At 41.5% G+C, this 24,980-nt stretch carries 21 protein-coding genes; 9 read left to right on the forward strand and 12 right to left on the reverse strand.

The annotated features are described in order from the left end of the window. Positions 1-352 precede the first annotated feature (352 nt). Both L4C37_RS17090 and L4C37_RS17095 read right to left on the reverse strand, forming a co-directional pair. On the reverse strand, positions 353-1,234 hold the full coding sequence (locus tag L4C37_RS17090; protein ID WP_137373130.1) for an NAD(P)-dependent oxidoreductase: 882 nt from the start codon (positions 1,232-1,234) through the stop codon (positions 353-355). Positions 1,235-1,577: 343 nt separating this feature from the next. Beyond that, the gene (locus tag L4C37_RS17095; RefSeq protein WP_429769270.1) at positions 1,578-3,356 is read right to left on the reverse strand and encodes a sodium:solute symporter family transporter; all 1,779 of its coding nucleotides are present in this window, start codon (positions 3,354-3,356) and stop codon (positions 1,578-1,580) included. 564 nt (positions 3,357-3,920) lie between these two features. Here L4C37_RS17095 and phnD point away from each other — a divergent pair. The 4 genes from phnD (at position 3,921) to phnE (L4C37_RS17115) (ending at position 7,494) form a co-directional block, all read left to right on the forward strand. Continuing rightward, positions 3,921-4,877: a phosphate/phosphite/phosphonate ABC transporter substrate-binding protein gene (gene phnD / locus L4C37_RS17100; RefSeq protein ID WP_429769271.1), complete on the forward strand. Its 957-nt coding sequence runs from the start codon at positions 3,921-3,923 to the stop codon at positions 4,875-4,877. A 79-nt stretch (positions 4,878-4,956) separates the two neighbouring features. After that, positions 4,957-5,793 (forward strand): phosphonate ABC transporter ATP-binding protein, encoded by an 837-nt coding sequence (gene phnC, locus L4C37_RS17105; protein ID WP_429769272.1) that lies wholly within the window; start codon positions 4,957-4,959, stop codon positions 5,791-5,793. Next, positions 5,790-6,653: a phosphonate ABC transporter, permease protein PhnE gene (phnE, locus tag L4C37_RS17110; RefSeq protein ID WP_273295916.1), complete on the forward strand. Its 864-nt coding sequence runs from the start codon at positions 5,790-5,792 to the stop codon at positions 6,651-6,653. Before phnC ends, phnE (L4C37_RS17110) begins: the two co-directional genes overlap by 4 nt. 10 nt (positions 6,654-6,663) lie before the next feature. Next, complete coding sequence (gene phnE / locus L4C37_RS17115; protein WP_429769273.1) at positions 6,664-7,494, forward strand: phosphonate ABC transporter, permease protein PhnE; 831 nt, start codon at positions 6,664-6,666, stop codon at positions 7,492-7,494. Between the two features lie 173 nt (positions 7,495-7,667). Here the strand turns inward: phnE (L4C37_RS17115) and L4C37_RS17120 are convergent, their stop codons facing one another. The 4 genes from L4C37_RS17120 to L4C37_RS17135 all read right to left on the reverse strand — a co-directional run bounded on the left by L4C37_RS17120 (position 7,668) and on the right by L4C37_RS17135 (position 14,253). Beyond that, positions 7,668-8,480 (reverse strand): fumarylacetoacetate hydrolase family protein, encoded by an 813-nt coding sequence (locus tag L4C37_RS17120; protein ID WP_429769274.1) that lies wholly within the window; start codon positions 8,478-8,480, stop codon positions 7,668-7,670. A 237-nt stretch (positions 8,481-8,717) separates the two neighbouring features. Next, positions 8,718-9,722 (reverse strand): Solitary outer membrane autotransporter beta-barrel domain, encoded by a 1,005-nt coding sequence (locus L4C37_RS17125; protein ID WP_429769275.1) that lies wholly within the window; start codon positions 9,720-9,722, stop codon positions 8,718-8,720. 176 nt (positions 9,723-9,898) lie between these two features. Continuing rightward, positions 9,899-12,052 (reverse strand): heparinase II/III domain-containing protein, encoded by a 2,154-nt coding sequence (locus L4C37_RS17130; protein WP_429769276.1) that lies wholly within the window; start codon positions 12,050-12,052, stop codon positions 9,899-9,901. Between the two features lie 2 nt (positions 12,053-12,054). Then, positions 12,055-14,253: a heparinase II/III domain-containing protein gene (locus tag L4C37_RS17135; protein ID WP_429769277.1), complete on the reverse strand. Its 2,199-nt coding sequence runs from the start codon at positions 14,251-14,253 to the stop codon at positions 12,055-12,057. A gap of 329 nt (positions 14,254-14,582) precedes the next feature. Here L4C37_RS17135 and L4C37_RS17140 point away from each other — a divergent pair, with 329 nt between their 5' ends. The 5 genes from L4C37_RS17140 (at position 14,583) to L4C37_RS17160 (ending at position 20,500) form a co-directional block, all read left to right on the forward strand. Then, positions 14,583-14,918 (forward strand): cupin domain-containing protein, encoded by a 336-nt coding sequence (locus L4C37_RS17140; protein ID WP_137373122.1) that lies wholly within the window; start codon positions 14,583-14,585, stop codon positions 14,916-14,918. A 34-nt stretch (positions 14,919-14,952) separates the two neighbouring features. Next, complete coding sequence (gene kdgK, locus L4C37_RS17145) at positions 14,953-15,885, forward strand: 2-dehydro-3-deoxygluconokinase (RefSeq protein WP_429769278.1); 933 nt, start codon at positions 14,953-14,955, stop codon at positions 15,883-15,885. A gap of 73 nt (positions 15,886-15,958) precedes the next feature. After that, positions 15,959-16,585 (forward strand): bifunctional 4-hydroxy-2-oxoglutarate aldolase/2-dehydro-3-deoxy-phosphogluconate aldolase, encoded by a 627-nt coding sequence (locus L4C37_RS17150; RefSeq protein WP_137373120.1) that lies wholly within the window; start codon positions 15,959-15,961, stop codon positions 16,583-16,585. Between the two features lie 657 nt (positions 16,586-17,242). Beyond that, positions 17,243-19,024 carry a sodium:solute symporter family protein gene (locus L4C37_RS17155; protein ID WP_429769279.1) on the forward strand — a complete coding sequence of 594 codons (1,782 nt, stop codon included), beginning with the start codon at positions 17,243-17,245 and terminating at the stop codon, positions 19,022-19,024. Positions 19,025-19,261: 237 nt separating this feature from the next. Beyond that, entirely contained in the window at positions 19,262-20,500 is a 1,239-nt protein-coding gene (locus L4C37_RS17160; RefSeq protein ID WP_429769280.1) for a leucine-rich repeat-containing protein kinase family protein, read from the forward strand. Between the two features lie 90 nt (positions 20,501-20,590). Here the strand turns inward: L4C37_RS17160 and L4C37_RS17165 are convergent, their stop codons facing one another. From L4C37_RS17165 to thrS, 6 genes are all read right to left on the reverse strand, one after another. Next, complete coding sequence (locus L4C37_RS17165) at positions 20,591-21,028, reverse strand: hypothetical protein (RefSeq protein WP_429769325.1); 438 nt, start codon at positions 21,026-21,028, stop codon at positions 20,591-20,593. 7 nt (positions 21,029-21,035) lie between these two features. Continuing rightward, positions 21,036-21,353, reverse strand: coding sequence for a N(4)-acetylcytidine aminohydrolase (gene yqfB, locus L4C37_RS17170; RefSeq protein ID WP_429769281.1), 318 nt, complete (start codon positions 21,351-21,353; stop codon positions 21,036-21,038). A 177-nt stretch (positions 21,354-21,530) separates the two neighbouring features. Beyond that, positions 21,531-21,884, reverse strand: a complete 354-nt coding sequence (rplT, locus tag L4C37_RS17175) for a 50S ribosomal protein L20 (RefSeq protein WP_004733517.1) — start codon at positions 21,882-21,884, stop codon at positions 21,531-21,533. Between the two features lie 42 nt (positions 21,885-21,926). Further along, entirely contained in the window at positions 21,927-22,121 is a 195-nt protein-coding gene (rpmI, locus tag L4C37_RS17180) for a 50S ribosomal protein L35 (protein WP_004738430.1), read from the reverse strand. 109 nt (positions 22,122-22,230) lie between these two features. After that, on the reverse strand, positions 22,231-22,788 hold the full coding sequence (infC, locus tag L4C37_RS17185) for a translation initiation factor IF-3 (protein WP_428807955.1): 558 nt from the start codon (positions 22,786-22,788) through the stop codon (positions 22,231-22,233). Further along, positions 22,785-24,713: a threonine--tRNA ligase gene (gene thrS / locus L4C37_RS17190; RefSeq protein ID WP_137373116.1), complete on the reverse strand. Its 1,929-nt coding sequence runs from the start codon at positions 24,711-24,713 to the stop codon at positions 22,785-22,787. Before thrS ends, infC begins: the two co-directional genes overlap by 4 nt. Between the last annotated feature and the right edge of the window lie 267 nt (positions 24,714-24,980).

Raw genomic sequence — 24,980 nt, forward strand, 5'->3', positions numbered from 1 at the left:
ACCAATATTTCTATATTCATGAAGATTTCCAATAAAAAATATTATGGTGATTTATTTATAGAACATTAATAAGTAACCAGTCACATATTGTTCTGCAATAAATATGGAGATAGCAGTGATGATTAGTAATAGAAATGTAGCTTTAGTGGTTGGCATTGAAAATCGAGATCAGAGAATTAAAAATTTGTGACTAAACAGACAAGAAATAAAGAGTAAAAAAGATTATTTTTTAGAAATGAGAAAGGTTGGTCTGAGTATTAATTCAAAGGGGAATGTATGAATAACAAAGAAATGGAACCTTACTCCGGCATTACGAATTAGATACATAATGCCATAGTAAGGTTCTGTATGATTACTTCTCTAGTTTTGTGAAGTAATCAAAAATTACTGGTACATCATTTTGACCAAGACCTGCGTCAACAGCTTCTTGTAAGCTTGTTGCAGTACCTTGAGCAATCAATGACTTAGTACCTAGGTCTTCACACATTGCAAGGAAGTAACCAAGGTCTTTGTTTGCGTTAGCAACAGAGAAACCTAGCTTTTCTTCACCATCTACAGCGTAGAACTTACAGAACTGCATGAATGGAGAGTTAGAAGGACCTGCAGACATGATGTCAAACAACTGCTGACCATCAACACCTGCAAGTTTTGCAACAGCAAACGCTTGAGACATAGTCGCAACTGTAGTCATACCCATGAAGTTATTTACAAGCTTAGTCACGTGACCTGAACCTAGAGTACCCAGGTGGAATACGTTCTCGCCTTGCTCTTCTAGAACAGGTTTAACTTTATTGAAAGTGTCCATGTCGCCAGCAGCCATGATGTTCAAAAGACCATCTTTAGCGTGTGCAGGTGTACGACCAAGAGGAGCATCGATCATGCCAGCGCCTTTTTCAGCAAGGGCTGCGCCGATTTTCTTAGTTGATGCAGGGATAGAAGTACCGAAGTCTACTAGTACTGCGCCTTCTTTAATACCTGCTAAAACACCATCTTCGCCGTAAACAATCTTTTCTACAACTTCTGAAGTTGTCAGACAAAATTGAACGATGTCACTCGCTGCTGCTAATTCTTTAGCTGAAGTGAATGCCGTAGCATTGCCACGATCTGTAACGCGAGCAACTGCTTCTGCGCTAAGATCCATTACGTTTACGTGGTAGCCGCGCTTTTGCAGGTTTTCTACCATGTTGCCGCCCATAAGACCCAGGCCAATGAAACCAATTACTGGTTTAGTCATGCTCAACTCCAAATATGTTATTGTATGATTATATGCTCATTATAATAACCACCAGCTTTCCGTTACGCAATACTTTTTGGTGGCTGAAATGGAATATTAATGGCGAGATGTGATGAAGGTTATATAAAAAAATAAAGATGTCTTAATCTTAAGTTCGTTTCTTCTTGTATCGTTTGAAATAACTACAATTCGTGAATTTTCCACGCTTAGTTTTACTAATAACAATCAACAATTAGCGCATTTAATTAACAAAACTTCACCAATCATTCCTACCATTCATCTATCGTATCGAACAAAAAGCGGCTACCCTTTCGAGTAACCGCTATTGATTTATTTCAATTAATTAACTTTCAGTTGCTGCTGTGGCTGTTTTTCCATTGTCATCTACTGCTTTAACCAGTAGTACACCAACACCGCCAACAATCACACCACAAAGGATGAAGACTAAACGCCCCCACATTGGGTTAGTCAATAGAGCCATTAGCATGATACCAACACCCGCTACTGCAATCAGTTTTCCAAGCATTTCACGTTGTTTGTTATCTAATACTTTCTGTTCTGCAGACTCTGCAACTAACGGAGTAGAAAGGTTACCGAAGAACTTATTAACGTCAGCTTGACGCTTCTCTGTAAGTGGTTTGTAGAACAGTGTAGATAGGATGAAGAAACCACCAGTAAATACAATGTGACCAATTAGACCAATCGCTACTTTAACATCAGACCATTCACGGCTAGTTAACTCTTCAAGACCAAATACTGATGAAACCATCTCTGCGTTTACAACGAAGCCTACATAGTAAGAAACAAGACCACCGACGACTAACGTGCCCCAACCAGCCCAATCCGGAGTTTTCTTAATAAAGAAGCCAAGGAATGCAGGAATTGTCATTGGGAAACCGATTAGAGCACCTACGTACATCATTGTATCGAACAAGCTCAAACCTTTGAGAGAGTTAATGAACTGTGCAATAAGGATGATAGCGATACCAAAAACAGCAGAAGTAATCTTAGATACAGTTACCAGCTCTTTTTCACTTGCTGTACCTTTACGAACGATTGGTTCATAGAAGTTCTTAACAAAAATACCTGAGTTACGGTTAAGACCTGAATCCATTGATGACATTGTTGCAGCAAACATCGCGGCAACTAGAAGACCAACCATACCTGCTGGCATGTATTCTTGTACGAAGTATAAGTATGCGAAGTCACCAGCTTTCTTACCTGCTTCTGGGTAAGCCGCTGCTAAATCAACGCCTTGACCTGCAATGTACCAAGAAGGCATAAACCAAATGAATACACCACAAAGCATTAATACACATGCAAGAAGTGCTGCTTTCTTAGCATTCTTAGAGTCTTTAGCTGCTAGGTAACGGTAAGAGTTAAGCATGTTGTTCGTGATAGAGAATTGCTTCACAAAGATGAAGAATGCCCAGATGCTGAAGATGCTTAAGTAGTTAATGTTGTTACCAGAAAGGAATGAACCGCCTTCTGCTACAGGGAAGTTACTAACGATTTCGCCAACACCACCACCTTGTACTACTGCAACAACCGCACATGTCACCGTGACTGCCATTATGATAACCATCTGCATAAAGTCAGATGCGATAACCGCCCATGAACCGCCCGTTACTGACATCGCCAATACCACGAGACCTGTAATCCAGATAGTCGCTGTCATGTCGAAACCGAAGATGCCAGAAGCAATAATTGCTAGTGCATTTAGCCATACACCTGCTGATACGACACTGTTAGGCATTGAAGACCAAGTAAATACTTGCTCATTCGTTGCACCAAAACGCATGCGAATCGCTTCAATTACCGTTACAACACGAAGTTGACGGAATTTAGGAGCAAAGTATGCAAAGTTCATGAAGTAACCGAACGCATTGGCAATGAAGATAACCGCTACTGCAAATCCATCGTTGTATGCTTTACCGGCTGCTCCTGTGAAAGTCCATGCACTAAACTGTGTCATAAAGGCAGTTGCACCAACCATCCACCAAAGCATGTTACCTCCCCCACGGAAGTAATCACTTGTAGTACTTGTAAATGTTCTAAACATCCAGCCTATTGCAATCAAGAATAGAAAGTAGATGCCTACGATAATAGTGTTGAGTTCCATCATATAACCTTATCTATAGTATTTTGTTACAAAACACTATAGATAAACGTCTCGCTCATTTGTAGTACAATAATCTAAATAAGTGATGGTGATCTTATTTTAATAAACAGTGCTAATCATATATGTGACACCAAATTGAATATAGTTAATTCATTAATATCAAATAATTCATATAAATTCAATTGCACAACGAATAAAAACCCCAAACAAAAGCCATTAATAACAACAAGTTAATGACAAATTAAGTTCATAACAGTCAGATTAACTATGATTGCTTACTAAAACTATTAAGTGCCCTATTTTGTTTATAATTTAATAAATTAAGTGTCCCAAGCCAGAATTAATAAGACAATAGGTTTATTATTAGTATTCAAACATTACCGTTTGTGAGCGATTCTTCACCGTCATCAGCAACGCATTCAAAAAAATCACCTTTTACATTCCATGTAATCTTTCATGGCAATTGTTACATGCGTACATAAATACGTAATCAAACTGAATCAAATTTGTCATAACCAATGTTTATATTGCTTTCCATACAAACAACTCAATTGGTTAGTCACAATGAACACAAGAAAAATAAACTTAACGCTAAAAAGTGCAATTACCGCTGCACTTCTTTTCTCTGGGTCTTCTCTTGCTATGGACTCTCGATATGAAGATCGCTCAGGCAACCTAGTTGCCGACGTACCAAGTGACCAATCTGAATGGATTAGTCCAAGCACGTTAATTTTTGCTTATACACCAGTTGAAGATCCTGCTGTTTATGCGGATGTTTGGAGTGAATTTTTATCCCATCTTGAGAAAACAACAGGTAAAAAAGTTCGCTTCTTCCCTGTTCAAAACAATGCAGCACAAATTGAAGCGATGCGATCTGGCCGTTTACATATTGCTGGCTTTAATACGGGCTCTACTCCTCTTGCGGTAAATTGTGCAGGGTTTGCACCTTTCACAATGATGGCAGCAGAAGACGGTTCATTCGGTTACGAAATGGAAATCATCACCCACCCAGGTTCTGGCATTGAAAAAGTGGAAGATCTTAAAGGTAAGAACTTAGCATTCACTTCACAAACGTCTAATTCAGGATTTAAAGCTCCTTCTGCAATTCTCAATGCTGAATATCAACTAAAGCCTGAACGAGATTTCACACCTGCGTTCTCTGGTGCGCATGACAACTCAATTCTTGGGGTTGCCCATAAAGATTATGATGCAGCAGCCATTGCTAATTCAGTATTGAATCGCATGCTTTCACGTGAAGTGGTTAAGGAAGACCAGATTAAAACCATCTACAAGTCTCAAACTTTCCCTACGACAGCTTATGGCACGGCTCATAACCTAAGCCCTGAATTACAAAGCAAAATTCGAAAAGCATTTTTTACTTTCGACTGGGAAGGTACAAAACTTCAGCAAGAGTTTGAACGTAATGGTGAAGCGAAGTTTGTTCCGATTACTTACCAAGAGCACTGGGAAGTGATCCGCACTATCGATACAGCAAATAACGTTTCATATACCTGCAGTTAATGATTGAACATCAGGCGGCTTGTTATGAATAAACCAAACGCAGGTTTATTCAAAAACAAGCCGTTTTTATAGGAAATTTATGTCTACTCTTATCCTCAAGGGACTCACCAAACATTACTCCAATTCTGATAAAGCACTGACTAATGTCAGCCTAGCGGTTAACGCAGGCGAAGTTGTTGGGCTTATTGGACCATCAGGAGCCGGAAAATCGACCCTTATCCGTTGTATTAATCGATTAACAGAGCCCACCAGCGGTGAAGTCATATTCTCAAATACTCACCTTGAAACGTTATCTAAACGCCAACTTCGTCAATCAAGACGTGAAATTGGAATGATCTTCCAAGAGTATGCCCTGATAGAACGTTTAACCGTTATGGAAAACGTGCTTTCAGGTCGCCTTGGTTATGTGAACTTTTTTCAAAGCTTCACCCGCCGCTTTCCTGAGTCGGATATTCAAGCAGCTTATGCCCTACTCGACCGTGTAGGTTTATTGGAGCATGCCAATAAAAGAGCGGATGCACTTTCTGGTGGTCAACGTCAGCGTGTCGGTATTGCACGTGCGCTTGCTCAAAAACCTAAGCTACTCTTGATAGATGAACCAACTGCCGCGCTTGATCCGAGAACGGCTCGTCAAATTATGCGATTAATCAGCGAAATTTGTTCCGAGCAACAGCTCCCTGCCATAATCAATATTCATGATGTTCAGTTAGCTAAGCAGTTTGTTGATCGGGTGGTCGGATTAAATGCAGGCTATGTGGTCTTTGATGATAAACCCAGCCACTTAACTGAGGATGTGCTGACAACCATTTATGGCGCTGAAGACTGGAGCCAGAAAACTGACGATGATGAAGATGAAATTGTCGCGGTTAGTCCTCTTGCCTCGGTTAATCCTCAATTGCCAGAGGCAACCGCATGATAGAGCATTCCCCTAATCAGGTTGAACACTATTCAAAGCCGGTTCAAGCACATCTCCAAAAAACTCAAACGTATCCGACCCAGTGGACAAAGCCGCCTCTGATTTCAAATGCTTGGCTGCGCTGGGGCTTGCTTGTTGCAATTGCAATCTACTTGTACCTTGCCACTCAATCAGTACACGTTAATTGGGCGCGTATTTATGAAGGAAGTGAGCGTGGTTGGCAGTTTATTCTGGCGTTCATGAACCCAGACTTCAGCGGCCGTTGGGAGAATATTCAACAAGGGTTGATCGAAAGTCTAACAATGACGCTAACTTCCACTGTGGCTGGTGTCCTTCTGTCTATTCCTTTTGGTTTAGGTGCGGCTAAAAACCTTGCGCCTACACCCGTTTATTTGTTTTGTCGTGGGTTTATTTCTATTGCTCGTAGCTTGCAAGAAATTATTGTCGCGATTTTATGCGTGGCTTTGTTTGGTTTTGGTACGTTTGCCGGTTTTGTCACTTTAACCTTTGCAACCATTGGCTTTCTTGCAAAATTATTCGCTGATGAAATTGAAGCTATCGACCCTGCACCACTGACTGCGATGCGTGCAACAGGGGCAAGTTGGCTGCAACAAGTAAACTACGCCATTCAAGCACAAGTAATGCCGCGCTTTATCGGGCTTTCTATGTACCGCCTCGACATTAACTTCCGTGAATCTGCCGTGATTGGCATTGTAGGTGCAGGTGGTATTGGCGCAACATTAAATACAGCGATGGACCGTTATGAATACAGCGCAGCAGCCGCTATTCTTTTGATTATTATCGTTATTGTTATGTTGTGTGAATATCTATCGACCATCATCCGTAAGCATGTGCAGTAAGGAACGACCAATGAGCACGCTAAATGATACACCTCACAGCGCCATCAGTCGTACCCAGTGGCAGCGTTACGACAGTAAACAGAGCTTATTACTTTGGCTTGGCTGGCTTAGCTTTGTTGCCTTAACTGTTTTTGCATGGCAAGTCATGAACAAAGATACTATTTGGTATTTTGTAACAGATTCCCCCAATCAACTCGCTGATATTTCGTCGCGTATGTGGCCACCAAGATGGAGTTATCTAGATTCACTTTGGAGCCCATTGTGGGACACCATAAACATCGCAACGTTAGGTACTTTACTAGGTATTGTTTTGGCATTTCCAGTCGCGTTTTTAGCGGCGCGAAACACGACTCCAAGCTCAACATTTATAAGGCCTATAGCTCTTTTCATTATTGCGGCAAGTCGTTCAATTAATTCATTAATTTGGGCTTTATTACTCGTGGCAATTATTGGTCCTGGCTTACTCGCGGGTATCATCGCTATCGCACTTCGCTCTATTGGATTTGTGGCTAAATTAATGTACGAGGCAATCGAAGAAGTAAATGTGACTCAAATGTCTGCCATTCAAGCGACTGGAGCCTCACCTCTGCAAGTTTTAAACTACGGAATTCTTCCGCAAGTGATGCCTAGTTTTATAGGAACAAGCCTATTTCGTTGGGATATCAATATCCGCGAATCAACCGTTTTAGGTTTGGTTGGCGCTGGCGGGATTGGTTTGAAACTTCAAGAGTCGATGGCAATGCTTGCATGGCCGCAAGTGACTGTGATTTTCTGTGCCATTCTGGTGACAGTTATCTTCTCTGAGTGGCTAGCCGCTAAAGCCCGAACCGCTTTAATTTGATAAATACTTCAGCAGAAATTAACAGAATCAACCTGAAGAAACTTAACCAGCCTAATTAGCTCAACTAACCTGGCTAAGCCAAACCGACCTGACTAAATAAAACCAGCCAACACACTATGTTGGCTGGTTTTCATATATAAAATATATAGTGAAAGTTCGATTAAGATTATCAGTTAAAATCTAATCTCATTAGTTACAGACCCTACCCCTTTAATTGACACTGTCACTCTATCTTTGTCTGATAATGCATGGGTTTTACCCGGCGTCCCCATAAACACAAGATCACCCGGTTTCAAGGTGAAATAATGGCTCAAATAACTGACGACTTTTCTTGGGCTATGAATCATAAGAGCGGTATTTTCTTGGTGCACAATGTCGCCATTAACCCGTGTGGTCAGTTGAACGTTGTTATAGTCAATACCTCTCGCAATTGTATGACCAATTGGTCCAAATCCATCAGATGCTTTTGCTCTTAACCATTGCAGATCGTTGTTTTGCCAAGTTCTTTCAGTGATATCATTTCCTACCGTGACACCAAAAATTGCATCTTCTGCTTCTTCTTGACTAACTTTACTCACTTCTTTACCGATAACGACCACGAGCTCTCCTTCAAAGTGCACATTTCTAGCATCAAAAGGCGCATGAATTTTTTCACCAGAAAGAATCAATGAAGATGGCAACTTTAAAAACAGCGGAGGTGGTAGGTCTGGGTGGGAAGCAGAATGGCTGACATAATTCATTCCCACTGCAAACACTTTTTCAGGAACGGTAGGCAATAAATAGGAAACATCCGCTTCATTGATGGGCTTGCTATCGCTTTCAAGCTTGTATTCATCAAATATGTTACCCGTTATCGGTGTGATTTTTTTATCGCTCAACAGCCCGTGCTGAATTTTTCCCTTATGTTCATAGCGAACAAAATGCTCAACGTCTGCGATTACTGTTACCGGCACAATAGAAGCTAAACAGCCAAGAATCCATTTCATATAGTTCATTCCATTATTTATTCAGACTAGTACATTACGAATACGACGATACAGAGATCAGTATAGACGCTAAAATCAAGAATGCTTGGTAAAACAGGAGGTTGGGAAATAGGAGTTGGAAATTACGAGGTAGCGAATTACAAATTTACCGCTTCAATATCTTCCATGAGTATTGGCGACAATAAAGGTGGGGGGATAGATAAAAATCAAGGTTACGGCTTTGTGTCGTATATAACATCACATTTTGTTGTAGTAGAGAACAATGCTGCCACCTTTCAAGTTAGAGCCGTAATTAAAATTAACGCCTAAACCTATGTTATCAACCCAATCCCATTTTGTTGGGTTGTTAAATAGCCAGCCGGCTGAAGCTTCATAATAGTAATTATCACCAAATTCACTGACTAGTTCATCAGACATATCAATGCGCTTCACGCCAACAAACAGTGTGCTCTTTTTATCCAACACATCGAAATATGCTGTTGCCTGATTAGTGACATAACCCCCTTTAGGATTCCCCGCATCTTCTGCTTCACCCCACGTATACCCATAAAAATAATTCCAATCAGAGCCAAAATGCCATTTTCCCCAACTTGTTGGTAATTCATAGTTCAATGTAAGTGATGGTTCAATAATATGTGTCCATGCTGATGTATTCAGTAACAGCCCATCAAAGGTTTGCTCAAACAATTCAGAAAACGGGCTTCGAGCATCGTAAGTGTTTTTGTAATAGATTAAGTGGGAAGTCACGCTAGGTGTGAATGTAAAACCGCCCGCAAAAGGCATCTCATAGCCATATCCGACAGAGCCACCAAGAGTAAGCTCCTTAATCGTATCTTTTGGCTGTGAATCATTAATTAATGAGACTTGCTCTTCTGTGTCTATAGTAAAAGCTTTTAACATTAATACTGAACGATTTTGGCTACCTTCAATATCAAAGTGGTAAGTAAGAGGTAAAGCATAAACTGATTTTTCTTTACGGTTTTCTAATGCTCTTTGATTACCAAGATCATCATTTTGTGTATGGAACACACCGTTAGGATCAAAGCTTTTTATGCCAAATTCGATCGCATCGCTATCAGTGAGAATAATGGAAGTGGCAAATCGACTTTCGAGGAGATCGCGCGCGGCTTTTTTTACGTTGAGGGCTGATTCAGCTTGCCCTGAAAATACCAGAATACTGAAAGAGTACATGCCAATAAACACTAGGCTTAAGTAGTTATTGTCTTCAAGCTTCACACTCATACATCAATATCTCTGAATAATTCATATAAATAAAATTATAGAAAACAAGAGCATAATGATAAATAAAAATAAAGCCAGAAGTTAGGCTTCTGGCTTTATAGTTTTCTCAGGTAATTGTTATTTCAGAGCATATCAACTCTGGCACGCTAACCAGAACCAACTAGGCTGCTATGGCATTACAACAATGAGAAGGCACCATTCCATGTGTATGTCTCTCCTGCAAACTCAACGGTATGAGTTGCTTGCTGTGTGTCTTCAGCTTGGTTTGAAATACCGTAGTGGTAAGTGTTGCCCGAAGTAGTCTGAATGCGAACAACAGTCCCGACACTGTTATGGCCCACAACAGATACTGATTTAACTAGACCACGAGCGCCTACAGAGGCTTCGATAGACTCGTTAAAGTAACCATGTGTTTCTAGTACGGAAGCAAACACGTGGTTTTGACCAGACTGACGTAAGATAAGCGCAGGCTCACTCTTAAGGTTGAAGTCTGGATCATTAGCACCAGTACGAGCAAAAATCACTTCACTGCCCGCATTCGCGCTTGTTATTAGGCTGTAGTAGCTGCTGTCATGTAGCCAGCTCACTAGAGAACCTTCTTCGTTTACTTTACCTGAAGCAACGTTCCATAAGTGCTGGTAACCATTGTCTTCACCTAGAGGCTTAAGCGTAGTTTCGATGTTGTAATCGAAATCAGTACGGATGATCTGACCTGAGTGGTGAACTGGCAGGTCGTACTGGTGCTCAGCGTCAGCTTCAATGCGGTATACATCGATCACTAGTGGCTTCTCGAACTCAGGAAGTTCAGCAAGAATCACACTACGTTGCATGTCTACGCCAGTGTAGTACTCAGAAATCGTCCCGCTCATACCTTGTAGAGACTGGTCATCTGCTACGAAGAAGTGCTTCTGACCAAATTTAGACTCAGCCAATGCCGTATCGAAGTTGTTCTGCGTTTTCTGATCAACCGTTACTGTGTTGTGAGCAACCGTCTGCTTACAGTAAGACTTGTTCTCTGGAATGTAACGACCGCCAAACTTAGGTTCAACGTTTACCCAGCGACCGAAGCCGTAATCGTGCAGCACTTCGTGGCCACGGTTGAATACACTTAAGTGCAGACCATCGTAGTGACCGTGGTCTAGCGCAGAGTGGTACTGGTGATCGCTGCCATGTTGACCAAACCAGATCAACGCCATTGTGTCGTCGTCTTGCTCGTCACGGTGACGAAGGATGCTTACGCCGCCTTTTTCGCCTTCAGGACCGTCAGTTACAAACAGGCTACCCCAGTTGAATGCTTTGATGTCGTCTGCTGCATCAACAGCGTCAGACAGTGTTTTACCAGAAGCGTGAACCCAAACATCTTGTTGATGATTAGCCATACCAAGTAACGTTTCAGTCTGCTCGTAACGGTGGTAACACACAGACGTTGCCATGATCACGCCTTCATCGTTAATAGAAATCGTCTTCGATGAATCGTTCAGAGCTGGCAATGTACCGTCTGGGAATGCCGTTTTGAATACCGCGTAAGACGTTGTCTTGATCACTGAATCGTTAAATTCGTAGATACCAAGATCAGGCTGACGACGTTCAATTGCTTCTGCGAATAGGTAGATTGGACGTAGAGAGAAACGGTGATAGTAAGGACCTTCCATGTAATAGCCGTCTGGCGAGAACAGTTGGTCAAGTTGCGCTAAGAAACCGCCGCTTACTTTGTCTAGTTTCAGACCGTAAAGCGCTTTGTCTACTGACTCTTGATCGTTGATCGCGTAACCACAGATACCTACTGCTGCCACAGCCCATAGGCCGTGGTTGTGTACGATATCGAAGTCGTGGGCGTAGGTCACAACGAACATTTCGATCATCTGCTTAAGAAGATCGTCTTCGATAAGACGTTTTTGTTCTTCAGAGATAGTGTGGTAAATGCAGCTATACGCGCATGAAGCGTAAAGCATCCACATGTTCTCGTTCAACGTTTGGTGGAACAGCTTACCCGGAGGGTTAGAGTCGCGGCTTACGTTGCTTTCCAATGTTGGGTATACCGTTGCGTACGCAGTTAGCATATCAACGATGTAATCACGGTACTTTGTTTCTTCTGTAATTAAGAACAAACGACCCGCTAGATCCATGTGGATATAGTTTTGCTTGTGACGGTTATGTTCGTAACCGCCGCCTTCACCGTGACCAGGTACTTCAATGCCAACTTCAACCATGTAAGCGTCAGTTTGTTTAATATCGCGAGTCAGTGCGTTACCTAATAGGCTATCCTTGCCAAGTTCTTTACGAAGCTCTGCTGCTTCCTCAAAGTTAAGTAAAAGTGGTTGATAGCTCATTATTATTTCCCCTGCTCTGCTGTGCTTGCTAATTCTGGGTTTAAAATTGTTTCTACTGAGTAGAAACCCGTCCAGCTGTATACTTTGCCGTTCAGTTCTACTTTGTGTTCAGTGCTTTCAGCCGCGCCAAGTTGGTTGCTGATCATCACTGTCACGTTTGATTTCTCTGTCGTAATCTCTACTACTGAACCGATATTCGTGTGAGCCACTACTTTGATGTCTTTCACAACACCACGGGCACTTACAGATTGCTCGAATTCTTCGTTGAAGTAACCGTGCGTTTCAAGAACTGAAGCAAACAGTGTTGTTTCACCTTTGCTACGTAGAATGAATGCCGGCTCTGAACGTAGGTTGAAGCTTGGATCGTTGCCGCCAGTGCGAGTAAAGATTACTTCAGCATTGTCGTTAGACGTAGCGCCCAGCCATGTGTAGTAAGTGTTGTTTTGTAGCCAGCTAACAAGTGCTGTGCCCTTCACTTCACCACTTGCGATATTCCAAAGGTGCTGATAACCAAAATCGCTACCTAGAGTATTCAACTCTTTATTAGCTTGGTATTCAAAGTTAGTGCGAACAATTTGACCTTCAAATTGATGTGAGTAGTCGTATTGGTGCTCGCCTTCGCCGCCTTTTGAAGAGTCTAAGCGATATAGGTCTAACAATAGCGGAGATTCTAACTCTTCAAGGTTTAGCATGAACACGCTGCGTTGCATGTCAAAGCCTTGGTAGTGATCGTTAGCAAACGCGCTCATGCCGTTGATCTGCTCGTCTTCTACTTTAAAGAAGTGAGGTAAACCGTGTACCGAGTCTGCACGCTCAACATCAAAGTTATTCTGACATTGTTCATCAATCGTTACTGCGTTGTGAGCAATCGTTTGACGAGCGTAAGATTTGTTTTCGTCTAGGTAACGACCTCCGAATTTAGGCTCAACGTTTACCCAGCGACAGAAGCCGTATTCACGTAGCACTTCTTGACCGCGGTTAAAGAAAGAAATACCGAGAGTATCAAAGTTTCCGTGCCCCATACCGTGTTGACCGTAGTTCATCACAAGTTGAGAAACATCACCTTTCTTATCCTGCATACGGATAAAACCTTGTGCACCGTTATGACCTTCAGGACCTTCATTCAGTTCGACACTTGGCCAGAAAGGCATACCGATTTCTTTTTCAGCAGATGCGGCTTCGTATGCTTTAGAAAGTTCAAGACCACATGGGTGCATCCAAACCGCGTCTTGAATCTTCGCCATACCAAGAATGTTTTGGTCAACACCTTCAGCTGAAGAGTAATGTTTGCTGTAAACACTGACTGCAACCTGAACACCCATATCGGTGATGCCCATAGTACGAGATGCATCGTTCAAAGCAGGGAATTCGCCGTTCGGGTACGCTGTCGCAAGCATTGCTTGTACTGTGTTACCAATCACACCGCCTTTATAGTTGTAGATATCCACTTCAGGCATATGACGATGAATCACTTCAGCAAATACACAGGTTGGGCGAATTGCGTAACGGTGGTAGTAAGGACCTTCCATGTAGTAACCAGAAGGTGCAAACAGTTGAGAAATTTGCGCTAGGAAGCCGCCCGTGTCATTGCGGTCAATACCATATACTGACATTTCAAGGTATTCAGGCTTACCTAGAGCAAGACCACAGATACCCACAGCGGCTACAGCCCAAATACCGTGATTGTGAATGCGATCGAAATCGTGTGCGTATTTAACTGTGAACATTTCTAGCATTGGCTCGAAAATTCGAGATTCAATGTTGTCACGTTGCGCTTGAGTAAGCGTAGATTTAACACACGAGTAAGCTAAGCTGCTGAACATTAACCAGCAGTGTTCATTCAGAATTTGGTGAAACAAACGACCAGTCGGATTGGTGTTTTTCTGTACGTGGTAATCAAACGTTAGGTATTTATCTGCGTACACTTCTAGTAGTTCTGTTACAAAATCAGCGTACTTTTGCTCTTTAGTGATCAAGAACATACGACCGGCTAAGTTCATGTAAGTATAGTTTTGCTTATGTCGATTATGTTCGTAACCACCCGCCTCTCCATGACCAGGCACATCAATTGGTAAGCGCATAAATGCTGCTAAATCTTTTGCGTTCGCGGCAATGGTCTTACCCATTAAGCTAGAGCGACCGACTTCTAAATGAAGCGCTTCAATTTCTGCTTCTGTCAACAATACTGGTTGTGTAGTCATATTTTTTTTCACCCTCAATAAAGAGTTTGCTTAAACTTAGATTTGATTCATAAACTTCCAATAAAGTAATACAATATGAGCTTTAGTCATACATATTCATCTTAAAATGATGACCACAATCACATAAAACCTTATAAGTAATTGATAGCCAAAGTGAAACAAAAGTCCCAATTCAATCTTAAGTCATTGATATTATTAAAATCCAATAATTTACATTTGATCGTTATCACATAAATTTAGATATATTGTATTACAAATAAACGTATTGCACTATTATGTTCGTAACTTGAGTTTTATGAAAAAGAATTAAACAGTTTAGGAGAATCACAATGAATGCTTTCTTTATGTTGAACGAAAACCCTTGGGAAGAGTTAGGCGGTGGTATTAAGCGTAAAATCGTTGCTTACACTGATGATTTAATGGCTGTTCACCTATGTTTTGATAAAGGCGCTATTGGACATCCTCACACTCACGAAATTCATGACCAAATTGGTTACGTTGTACGTGGCAGTTTTGAGGCTGAGATTGAAGGAGAAAAACGAGTACTAAAAGAAGGCGATGCTTACTTTGCTCGTAAACACATGATGCACGGTGCCGTTGCATTAGAGCAAGACAGCATCCTTCTTGATATCTTTAACCCAGCTCGTGAAGATTTCCTTAAATAATCAATAGCGCAACCTCAGTTGCTAAGGTAAGCATATGAAATCATTAAACATCGCGGTCATTGGCGAGTGCATGGTTGAGCTACAAAAGAAACAAGATGGGCTTAAGCAAAGTTTTGGTGGTGATACATTAAATACTGCACTTTACCTATCACGCTTAACTAAAGAACAAAGCATTAAAACCAGCTATGTGACAGCGTTAGGTACTGATCCTTTCAGTATTGATATGCTGGAAAAGTGGCAAGCAGAAGGTATCGACACGAGCTTGGTAGCTCAGCTTGATCACAAACAACCAGGGCTTTACTACATCGAGACCGATGAAACTGGTGAACGCAGCTTCCATTACTGGCGTAGTGACGCTGCCGCGAAATTCATGTTTGATCAACCAGACACCCCTGCTCTACTTGATAAGCTATTCTCTTTTGATGCGGTTTATCTAAGTGGTATTACACTTGCTATTTTGACTGAAAATGGTCGAACTCAGCTATTTAAATTCTTAGACAAATTCAAAGCTCAAGGCGGTCAAGTATTCTTCGACAATAACTACCGACCGAAACTTTGGGAATGTCAGCAAGATGCTATTTCTTGGTACTTGAAAATGCTCAAGTTCACCGATACTGCTTTATTGACATTTGATGATGAGCAAGAGCTTTATGGCGATGAAAGCATTGAAGAATGTATTGCAAGAACATCTGAAGCAGGTGTTAAAGAGATCATCATTAAACGTGGTGCTAAAGACTGTTTAGTCGTTGAAGATCAAAACGCTCAATATGTTGCTCCAAACCCTGTAGATAATATTGTAGATACTACTGCTGCTGGTGATTCATTCAGCGCTGGTTTCTTAGCAAAACGTTTATCTGGTGGTAACGCACGTGATGCAGCATTCGCGGGGCATATTGTGGCCGGAACCGTGATCCAGCATCAAGGTGCTATCATTCCTCTAGAAGCGACGCCTGATCTATCCCTATAATTACGTACTTTATATATTAATCAAGGGTTTGCTTAGCTGAAAGCAAGCCCAAATTTAACGTGAGAAAGAATTCATGACTACATTAAATGAACAATTAGCAAACCTGAAAGTTATTCCTGTAATCGCGATTAACCGAGCTGAAGATGCAATCCCTCTGGGTAAAGCGTTAGTTGAAAATGGCATGCCATGTGCAGAAATCACTCTACGTACTGAATGTGCAATTGAAGCGATTCGTATCATGCGTAAAGAATTTCCAGACATGCTCATTGGTTCAGGGACTGTACTGACTAACGAGCAAGTTGACGCATCTATCGAAGCTGGTGTTGATTTCATCGTAAGCCCAGGTTTTAACCCGCGTACTGTTCAATACTGTATTGACAAAGGTGTTGCCATCGTACCGGGAGTTAACAACCCAAGCTTAGTTGAGCAAGCAATGGAAATGGGTCTTCGCACGTTGAAATTCTTCCCAGCTGAACCTTCTGGCGGTACAGGCATGCTTAAAGCGCTAACTGCGGTTTATCCTGTTAAATTTATGCCTACTGGCGGCGTGAGCTTGAAAAATGTAGATGAATATCTATCTATCCCTTCAGTACTTGCGTGTGGCGGCACTTGGATGGTTCCAACTAACCTGATTGATGAGGGTAAATGGGACGAGCTTGGCGCTCTAGTGAAAGATGCAGTTTCTCACGTTAATCGCTAATCATTAATACAGAGCTCTGCTTTCTAAGCCCTATGCTTGTAACAAGCTGGGGCTTTTTTATTTCTCCGATAAAGTTTTTCATCATTTTGTTCACTATTATTACCAGTTTCACCACTGGATTGATCCCTCACGAGCAAAACTAATCGATACCAAGCAATACTGAACCACTCAAAGTAATCAAAAGATGCTGTGACTATTTACTCATGACTGATGAGAAAACACAGCATAGTGCGATGAACCATTTACAAAAACCGCTCAGTGGCACCCTAGCCCCAAAATAGCACTATAATACCGCAAGCTGGTTATTCAGATGAGTGGCTATGAACAAGGGGATTATGGTGACAGTGACTCAATCGCTTACGTTTCCACTTTGTTACTATTAAGATATCTGTTCATTAGACAAGTTTTACACATACAAATTTTTAATTTCATTTGTATTACCATAACCATTAACCTTAATTACAAACACTAAACCACACACTTTCAGTAACAGCTTGTTTCATAAGGAACATTTAGAAATACAAACGATTACAATGTTTTAAAAGCCATATAAACATGAGAATCAGATCACGATAAAGACATATTGTAGTACAAATAAACCATAAGAAGGAGTATTCTTAGTGTCAGTTACTTATCAAACTTTAAAGGCTGAAAAAAATGACTATTGATACTTTCGTTGTTCTTGCCTACTTCTTCTTTTTAATCGCGATTGGTTGGATGTTCCGTAAGTTCACCACATCTACAAGTGATTACTTTAGAGGGGGAGGCAAAATGTTATGGTGGATGGTTGGTGCAACTGCCTTCATGACACAGTTTTCAGCATGGACGTTTACAGGAGCCGCAGGACGCGCATTCAATGACGGTTTCGTTATTGTAATCCTATTCTTAGCCAATGCATTTGGCTACTTCATGAACTATATGTACTTCGCTCCTAAGTTCCGCCAACTTCGTGTGGTAACGGCTATCGAAGCAATTCGTCAGCGCTTTGGTAAAACGTCTGAACAGTTCTTCACATGGGCAGGTATGCCTGACAGCCTTATCTCAGCGGGTATCTGGCTAAATGGTCTCGCTATCTTTGTAGCCGCAGTATTCAACATCCCAATGGAAGCAACCATTGTAGTAACGGGTATGGTTCTCGTGTTGATGGCAGTAACAGGTGGATCTTGGGCAGTTGTTGCTTCTGACTTCATGCAAATGCTTGTAATCATGGCGGTAACCATTACTTGTGCGGTTGCAGCTTACTTCCACGGTGGAGGCTTAACTAACATTGTTGCCAACTTCGACGGCGACTTCATGTTAGGTAACAACCTAAACTACATGAGCATCTTCATCCTTTGGGTGGTATTCATCTTCGTGAAGCAGTTCGGTGTAATGAACAACAGCATTAACGCTTACCGTTACCTATGTGCAAAAGACAGTGAAAATGCACGTAAAGCGGCAGGCCTAGCATGTATTCTTATGGTTGTTGGTCCACTAATTTGGTTCTTACCACCTTGGTACGTAAGTGCATTCATGCCTGAGTTCGCTGAGCAATACACATCAATGGGCGACAAAGCCGGTGATGCTGCTTACCTAGCATTCGTACAGAACGTAATGCCAGCAGGTATGGTTGGTCTTCTTATGTCAGCAATGTTCGCGGCAACGATGTCTTCTATGGATTCAGGCTTGAACCGTAACGCTGGTATCTTTGTAATGAACTTCTACAGCCCGATTCTACGTCAAAACGCGACTCAGAAAGAGCTGGTTATTGTAAGTAAACTAACGACTATCATGATGGGTGTTATCATCATCGCGATTGGTCTATTCATTAACTCTCTTCGTCACTTAAGTTTGTTCGATATAGTAATGAACGTAGGAGCGTTGATTGGCTTCCCAATGCTTATACCTGTGCTACTAGGTATGTGGATTCGTAAAACTCCAGACTGGGCTGGTTGGTCAACACTAGTCGTTGGTGGTGTGGTTTCTTACATCTTTGGTATCTCGCTTCAAGCAGAAGACATTGAAAACCTATTTGGTCTAGAAACAGCATTAACTGGACGTGAATGGAGTGACTTGAAAGTTGGTCTAAGCTTAGCAGCTCACGTAGTGTTCACTGGTGGTTACTTCATCCTGACATCTCGCTTCTACAAAGGCTTAACGCCAGAGCGTGAAAAAGAAGTTGATCAACTATTCACTAACTGGAACACGCCGCTTATAGCTGAAGGCGAAGAGCAACAGAACCTAGATACTAAACAGCGTTCAATGCTAGGTAAACTAATCAGCACAGCAGGTTTCGGTATCCTAGCAATGGCTCTGATTCCAAATGAACCAACAGGACGCTTATTGTTCCTATTGTGTGGTTCGATGGTGCTAACCGTAGGTATCTTGCTAGTAAATGCTGCAAAAGGTTCTTCAAAACAACCAAATAACCAAATAACCAAGCAACAGCTAAATAGCTAAGCAACTATTTAAGTAACCAAGTAACAGCTCAGTAAATTGACTGTATAAAGGTTAACTTAGATTTTCCAAAATAATAATTCGCCCATATTATCTTGCATAATATGGGCTTTTTTATACTACTCATAAGTTACAGCATCACTTGCATTCAAAGAGCGAATCTAATTAGACTATCCCTCGCATTTGAACTCTCAGATCAGTAAACTACCCGCACAATAATTCAATGTAGAAGGTTTAGGTTTGCAAACATTAGAACAGCTTCGTTCAGGTCAGCTCAAAGGAATTACTCGACTCGCACTGTCAGAAGAATTGACCGAGTTTCCGATGGAGATACTCGAATTATCAGATACTCTAGAAATTCTGGATTTGTCTAACAACCAGCTGAATGACTTACCCAACGAGCTTGCACAATTAACTCACCTTCGCATCCTTTTCGCTTCCAGTAATCAATTCACCCATTTGCCAGATGTTCTTGGTCAACTCCCAGTTCTTGAGATGGTTGGTTTCAAAAGTAATAAGATCAAATATGTTAGTGAGGCTTCTCTTCCTCAAAAATTACGCTGGTTGATTTTAACTGACAATGAAATTAAAATTTTACCGAACTCTCTTGGTCAAAGACCGCGTCTGCAGAAACTAGCATTAGCTGGAAACCAAATTCAAGAGCTGCCTAGCTCTATGAGTGCTCTTCATAATCTTGAGCTACTGCGTTTATCTGCAAACCAATTAACCGCTTTTCCAGAGTTATTACTTTCATTACCTAAATTGGCTTGGCTGGCATTCTCAGGCAACCCTTTCTGTCAACACGAAGTTGATGATGCCAGCATCCCAAAAGTACCTTCTAATAGTTACACTTTAAACCATGTATTAGGCCAAGGTGCGTCAGGGGTAATATCTCATGCTACTTGGGAGAATAACCAATATCCTTTTCCAAAAGAAGTTGCGGTTAAAGTATTTAAAGGTGAAGTCACAAGTGATGGTTATCCTCAAGATGAATTAGAAGCTTGCTTACAAGCTGGTCAACACCCTAGCCTAATCAAATCAATAGCTCAAGTTAGTGAAGACAACTATCTAGCTCTAGTGATGGAACTTATTCCTGATAACTATTTTAACCTTGGGCTACCACCAAGCCTTGCTAGTTGTACTAGAGATATCTTTAAAGATGGCTTTACCCTTACGATTGAACAAATTGATCTTATTGTTCAGCAAATGATTGACGTTTTTGAACATTTACATACAAACAAAGTCTGCCATGGTGACTTATACGCACACAATGTTTTAGTGAATAAACAAAATGATATGATCTTTGGGGATTTCGGAGCCGCTTCAATCTACGGATATTTAGAACAAGCTCAACAAGAAAAGATTAAGCAAATTGAAGCTCGTGCGTTGAAATACTTCATTGATGATTTACTTAGTATTTGTAGTATTGAAGATACAAAGAGTGCGAAATACGCTACGTTGAAAAAGCTTACGCACTAGCCAAGAAAGCTCGAACGTTCCAACTTATGGTAGAAACAAAAAGCTAACAATGATTTGTTAGCTTTTTTATATCGTTCATTGATAACCCAATTATGATTGCTCTATCTGCATCAATTTAAGGTATGAGTGAAGCTCGTCATTTTTATACTCTATAGCAGAATGGATGTTAAGTTCCAGATTCCCCACCACAGTAAAATTGTAGTGATTATTGCCTTTGAAAATCGTCACCTTTAATAACCCTTCAGCTAAACTCCAATGACCTTTAGTTTCAAAACGATCAAACAGCCTATTTTCAACTAAGCTTCCATCTTCAAAAAATGTTAATTCGGTAATATAACCACCAGTACAGGTTTTAACCCACGTTCTGCCTTCTATATTACTGAGAGTAAGTTTTCGTTTTGACTTAAGCCACAAGTCAAACTTCGCTAATTCAATAGAAGCGCTTTCTAAATCACTTAGCTCAATTAACGATTGTTCGCCCTGTTCTCGGAGATAAAGCTGCCTATGAGTTGTCAGTGATGTACTCATCATTTGACTACAACACCATCTCATATGACACGACATACAACTCACTAATGCCTGGATAAATATCTTGAATCACAGACTTTAGCTCCTCTAACGTCATGTTTTCTTGCTGTGCGTGAAAGTCATTCAACTCACTAAATAAGACAGGCTCAACACTTACAATCTTTAACGAACAAAATTCACGTCCACTTTCAAGTGTAGACACCTTCACTGTAGAGCCTGGTGCGTAGTTATTTTCAGATTCATCACGGATAGTGATTATTTTTACACCAGAAAGGATATCTTTTTCAAAACGTTCAAAGAACGTCATCGTAGTTGGAACTGTCATTAGTACTAACCATTCAGTAATTGTGTTTATTGAAGATTAACAGATATTTGAGAAGTAGAAAGATAATGTGACTACAAGTCATCATCAAAGCGGAAGGATAGGGAAAACAAAAAAGGAGAGCCGAAGCTCTCCTTTCACTTATACCTTGTAAGCATTGCTCTCAAAGAGAGTCTCTAATTAAAGAGAAGCTTTCGCTTTTTCAACTAGAACAGCAAATGCTGCTTTGTCGAATACTGCGATGTCAGCAAGAATCTTACGATCGATCTCGATAGATGCTTTCTTAAGACCGTTGATGAAACGGCTGTAAGATAGACCATTTTGACGAGATGCCGCGTTGATACGTGCAATCCAAAGTTGACGGAATTGACGTTTCTTGTTGCGACGGTCACGGTAAGCGTATTGACCAGCTTTGGTAACTGCTTGGAAAGCTACGCGGTAAACACGTGAACGTGCTCCGTAGTAACCTTTAGCTTGTTTTAGAACTTTCTTATGACGTGCACGAGCTTGTACACCACGTTTTACGCGAGGCATTATGCTTCTCCTAAACTAAACGAATTTATAAACTAAAAAGAATTAAGCGTATGGCATCATACGTAGAACTTGAGCAACTTCACATTTAGGAAGGATCGAGTTCGGACGTAGCTGACGCTTGTTCTTAGTAGTACGCTTAGTCAGGATGTGACGTTTACCAGCGTGCTTAAACTTAATACCACCAGCAGTTTTCTGGAAACGCTTAGCAGCACCTTTGTTGGTTTTCATCTTAGGCATGATGAATAACTCCGCATTGTTGAGTTGTTAATAACATAGTAATCAGGGCGAATAAAACGCCACCGCTGTAAAACAGCAGTGGCGCTATTATTACTTGTGAAGCCTTTAATTACTTCTTCTTCGGCGCCAATACCATGATCATCTGGCGACCTTCAATTCTCGTTGGGAAAGATTCGACTACTGCAAATTCTTCAGTATCCGCTTTCAAACGATTAAGAACGTCAACACCGATGCTCTGGTGGGCCATTTCGCGGCCACGGAAGCGAATTGTTACCTTCACTTTGTTGCCGTCTTCTAGGAAACCTGTCAGGTTGCGTAGTTTTACCTGATAGTCTCCAATATCAGTTCCAGGACGGAATTTTATTTCCTTAATCTGAACCTGTTTTTGCTTCTTTTTCTGCTCTTTCGCAGCTTTGCTCTTCTCGAAGAGGAACTTACCGTAGTCCATCACACGACAAACTGGCGGCTCGGCGTTAGGGCTGATCTCTACAAGATCCATACCAGCTTCATTAGCTGCTTCAAGTGCTTCCGCAATCGAAACCACACCAACAGCTTCGCCGTCAGCGCCAGTTAGACGTACTTCACGAACGCCACGAATGTCACCGTTTAAACGGTGCTGGTTTTGTTTGGCCGGTTGTTGGCCACGTCTTCCGCCTTTAATAGCTATTCCTCCAGATTGAGCTTACGGCTTGAAACCTCAGCTTGGATGTATGAAATAAAGTCATCCACTTTAAATTTGCCAAGGTCTTTACCTTTACGTGTACGTACTGCAATTTCGCCGGCTTCCATTTCTTGGTCACCACACACAAGCATGAACGGTACACGTTTCAAAGTATGTTCGCGGATTTTAAAGCCAATCTTCTCATTTCTCAAGTCTGCTTTGACTCTAAATCCACTTTTTTGCAGTTTTTTCGTAATTTCTTGTACATATTCAGACTGTTTGTCTGTAATGCCCATCACAACTGCTTGTTCTGGCGCCAACCACGTTGGGAAGAAGCCAGCATATTCTTCAATAAGAATACCGATGAAACGCTCTAGTGAACCTAAAATCGCGCGGTGAATCATAACTGGCGTATGACGCTCGTTATCTTCACCTACGTAAGTTGCACCTAAACGCTCTGGTAATGCAAAATCGAGCTGCACTGTACCACATTGCCATGCGCGGTCCAAACAATCATGCAAAGTAAATTCAATCTTAGGTCCGTAGAACGCACCCTCACCTTCTTGAATCTCGTATGCAATTTCCATCGCCTCAAGCGCTTGCTTAAGATCAGCCTCTGCACGGTCCCACATTTCGTCTGAACCTACACGTTGTTCTGGACGAGTAGATAGCTTAACAACAATATTTTCGAAGCCAAAAGTTGTGTAAGTATCGTAAACCATTTCAATACAAGCTTTCACTTCTTGTTGAACTTGGTCTTCAGTACAGAATACGTGAGCATCATCTTGAGTAAAGCCACGAACACGCATAATGCCGTGAAGTGCGCCAGACGGCTCGTTACGGTGACATGAGCCGAACTCAGCCATACGTAGCGGTAGATCACGGTACGATTTCAGACCTTGGTTAAAGATCTGAACGTGACCTGGGCAGTTCATCGGTTTGATTGCGTATTCACGGTTCTCTGAAGAAGTTGTGAACATTGCTTCCGCATACTTATCCCAGTGACCAGAGCGTTCCCAAAGAACACGGTCCATCATTAATGGGCCTTTTACTTCTTGGTAATCGTACTCAGTCAGTTTCTGACGGATAAATACTTCTAACTCACGGAAGATAGTCCAACCATTATGGTGCCAGAACACCATGCCCGGAGCTTCTTGTTGCATGTGGAATAAATCTAAGTGCTTACCGATTTTACGGTGATCACGCTTAGCTGCTTCTTCTAAACGCACTAAGTGAGCTTTAAGCGCTTTCTTATCGTGGAATGCAGTACCGTAGATACGTTGAAGCATCTTATTGTCACTGTTACCACGCCAGTAAGCACCCGCTACGTTAAGTAGAGTGAAGTGTTGGCAGAAACCCATATGTGGAACGTGTGGACCACGACACATATCGATGTATTCTTCATGATGGTACAAACCTGGACGGTCGTCTTTAGAAACGTTCTCATCCAAGATTTCGATTTTGTAAGTCTCGCCGCGAGCTTCGAATGCGTCACGCGCTTCCTGCCAGCTAACTTTCTTCTTAACAACCTGATACTTGGTCTTCGCTAGCTCTTTCATACGCTTTTCAATCTTTTCTAGATCTTCTTGCGTTAGAGAGTGCTCAAGATCGATATCGTAGTAGAAACCGTTATCGATGGTAGGACCGATCGCCATTTTCGCTTCTGGAAAAAGCTGCTTAATCGCGTGACCTAAAAGGTGAGCACAAGAGTGACGAACGATCTCAAGACCATCAACTTCATCTTTTGCTGTGATGATTTCAAGGCTTGCATCGTTTTCGATAAGATCACAAGCATCAACGCGCTCACCGTCTACACGACCAGCAATGGTTGCTTTCGCAAGGCCAGGACCGATTGATAGGGCAACATCTAGAGTTGATACAGGGTTGTCAAATTGACGCTGACTGCCGTCAGGAAGAGTAATAATTGGCATTATTTGTCCTTTACAGTGGTGTTGCACACCAAGCAACACATGAAAATTATTTAATATATTTAATTCAAAAGGTTAGATAACCTAATGGGGATATATGTAAGAATTGGTACAAATTCAGGTACAAATACAGATGCACCCTCATTTATTCCATGGGCATTGTAACGAATTAACATGAAATGACAATAATGTAATAAGCACTAGGCAGAGGAAGAGTGCCACCTTTCAGTAGCATGTATAAATGTAGGTTACAGATTCATCTACTCAATA

Source organism: Vibrio kagoshimensis (assembly GCF_050337535.1).
In the GTDB taxonomy this organism is placed as follows: domain Bacteria; phylum Pseudomonadota; class Gammaproteobacteria; order Enterobacterales; family Vibrionaceae; genus Vibrio; species Vibrio gallaecicus.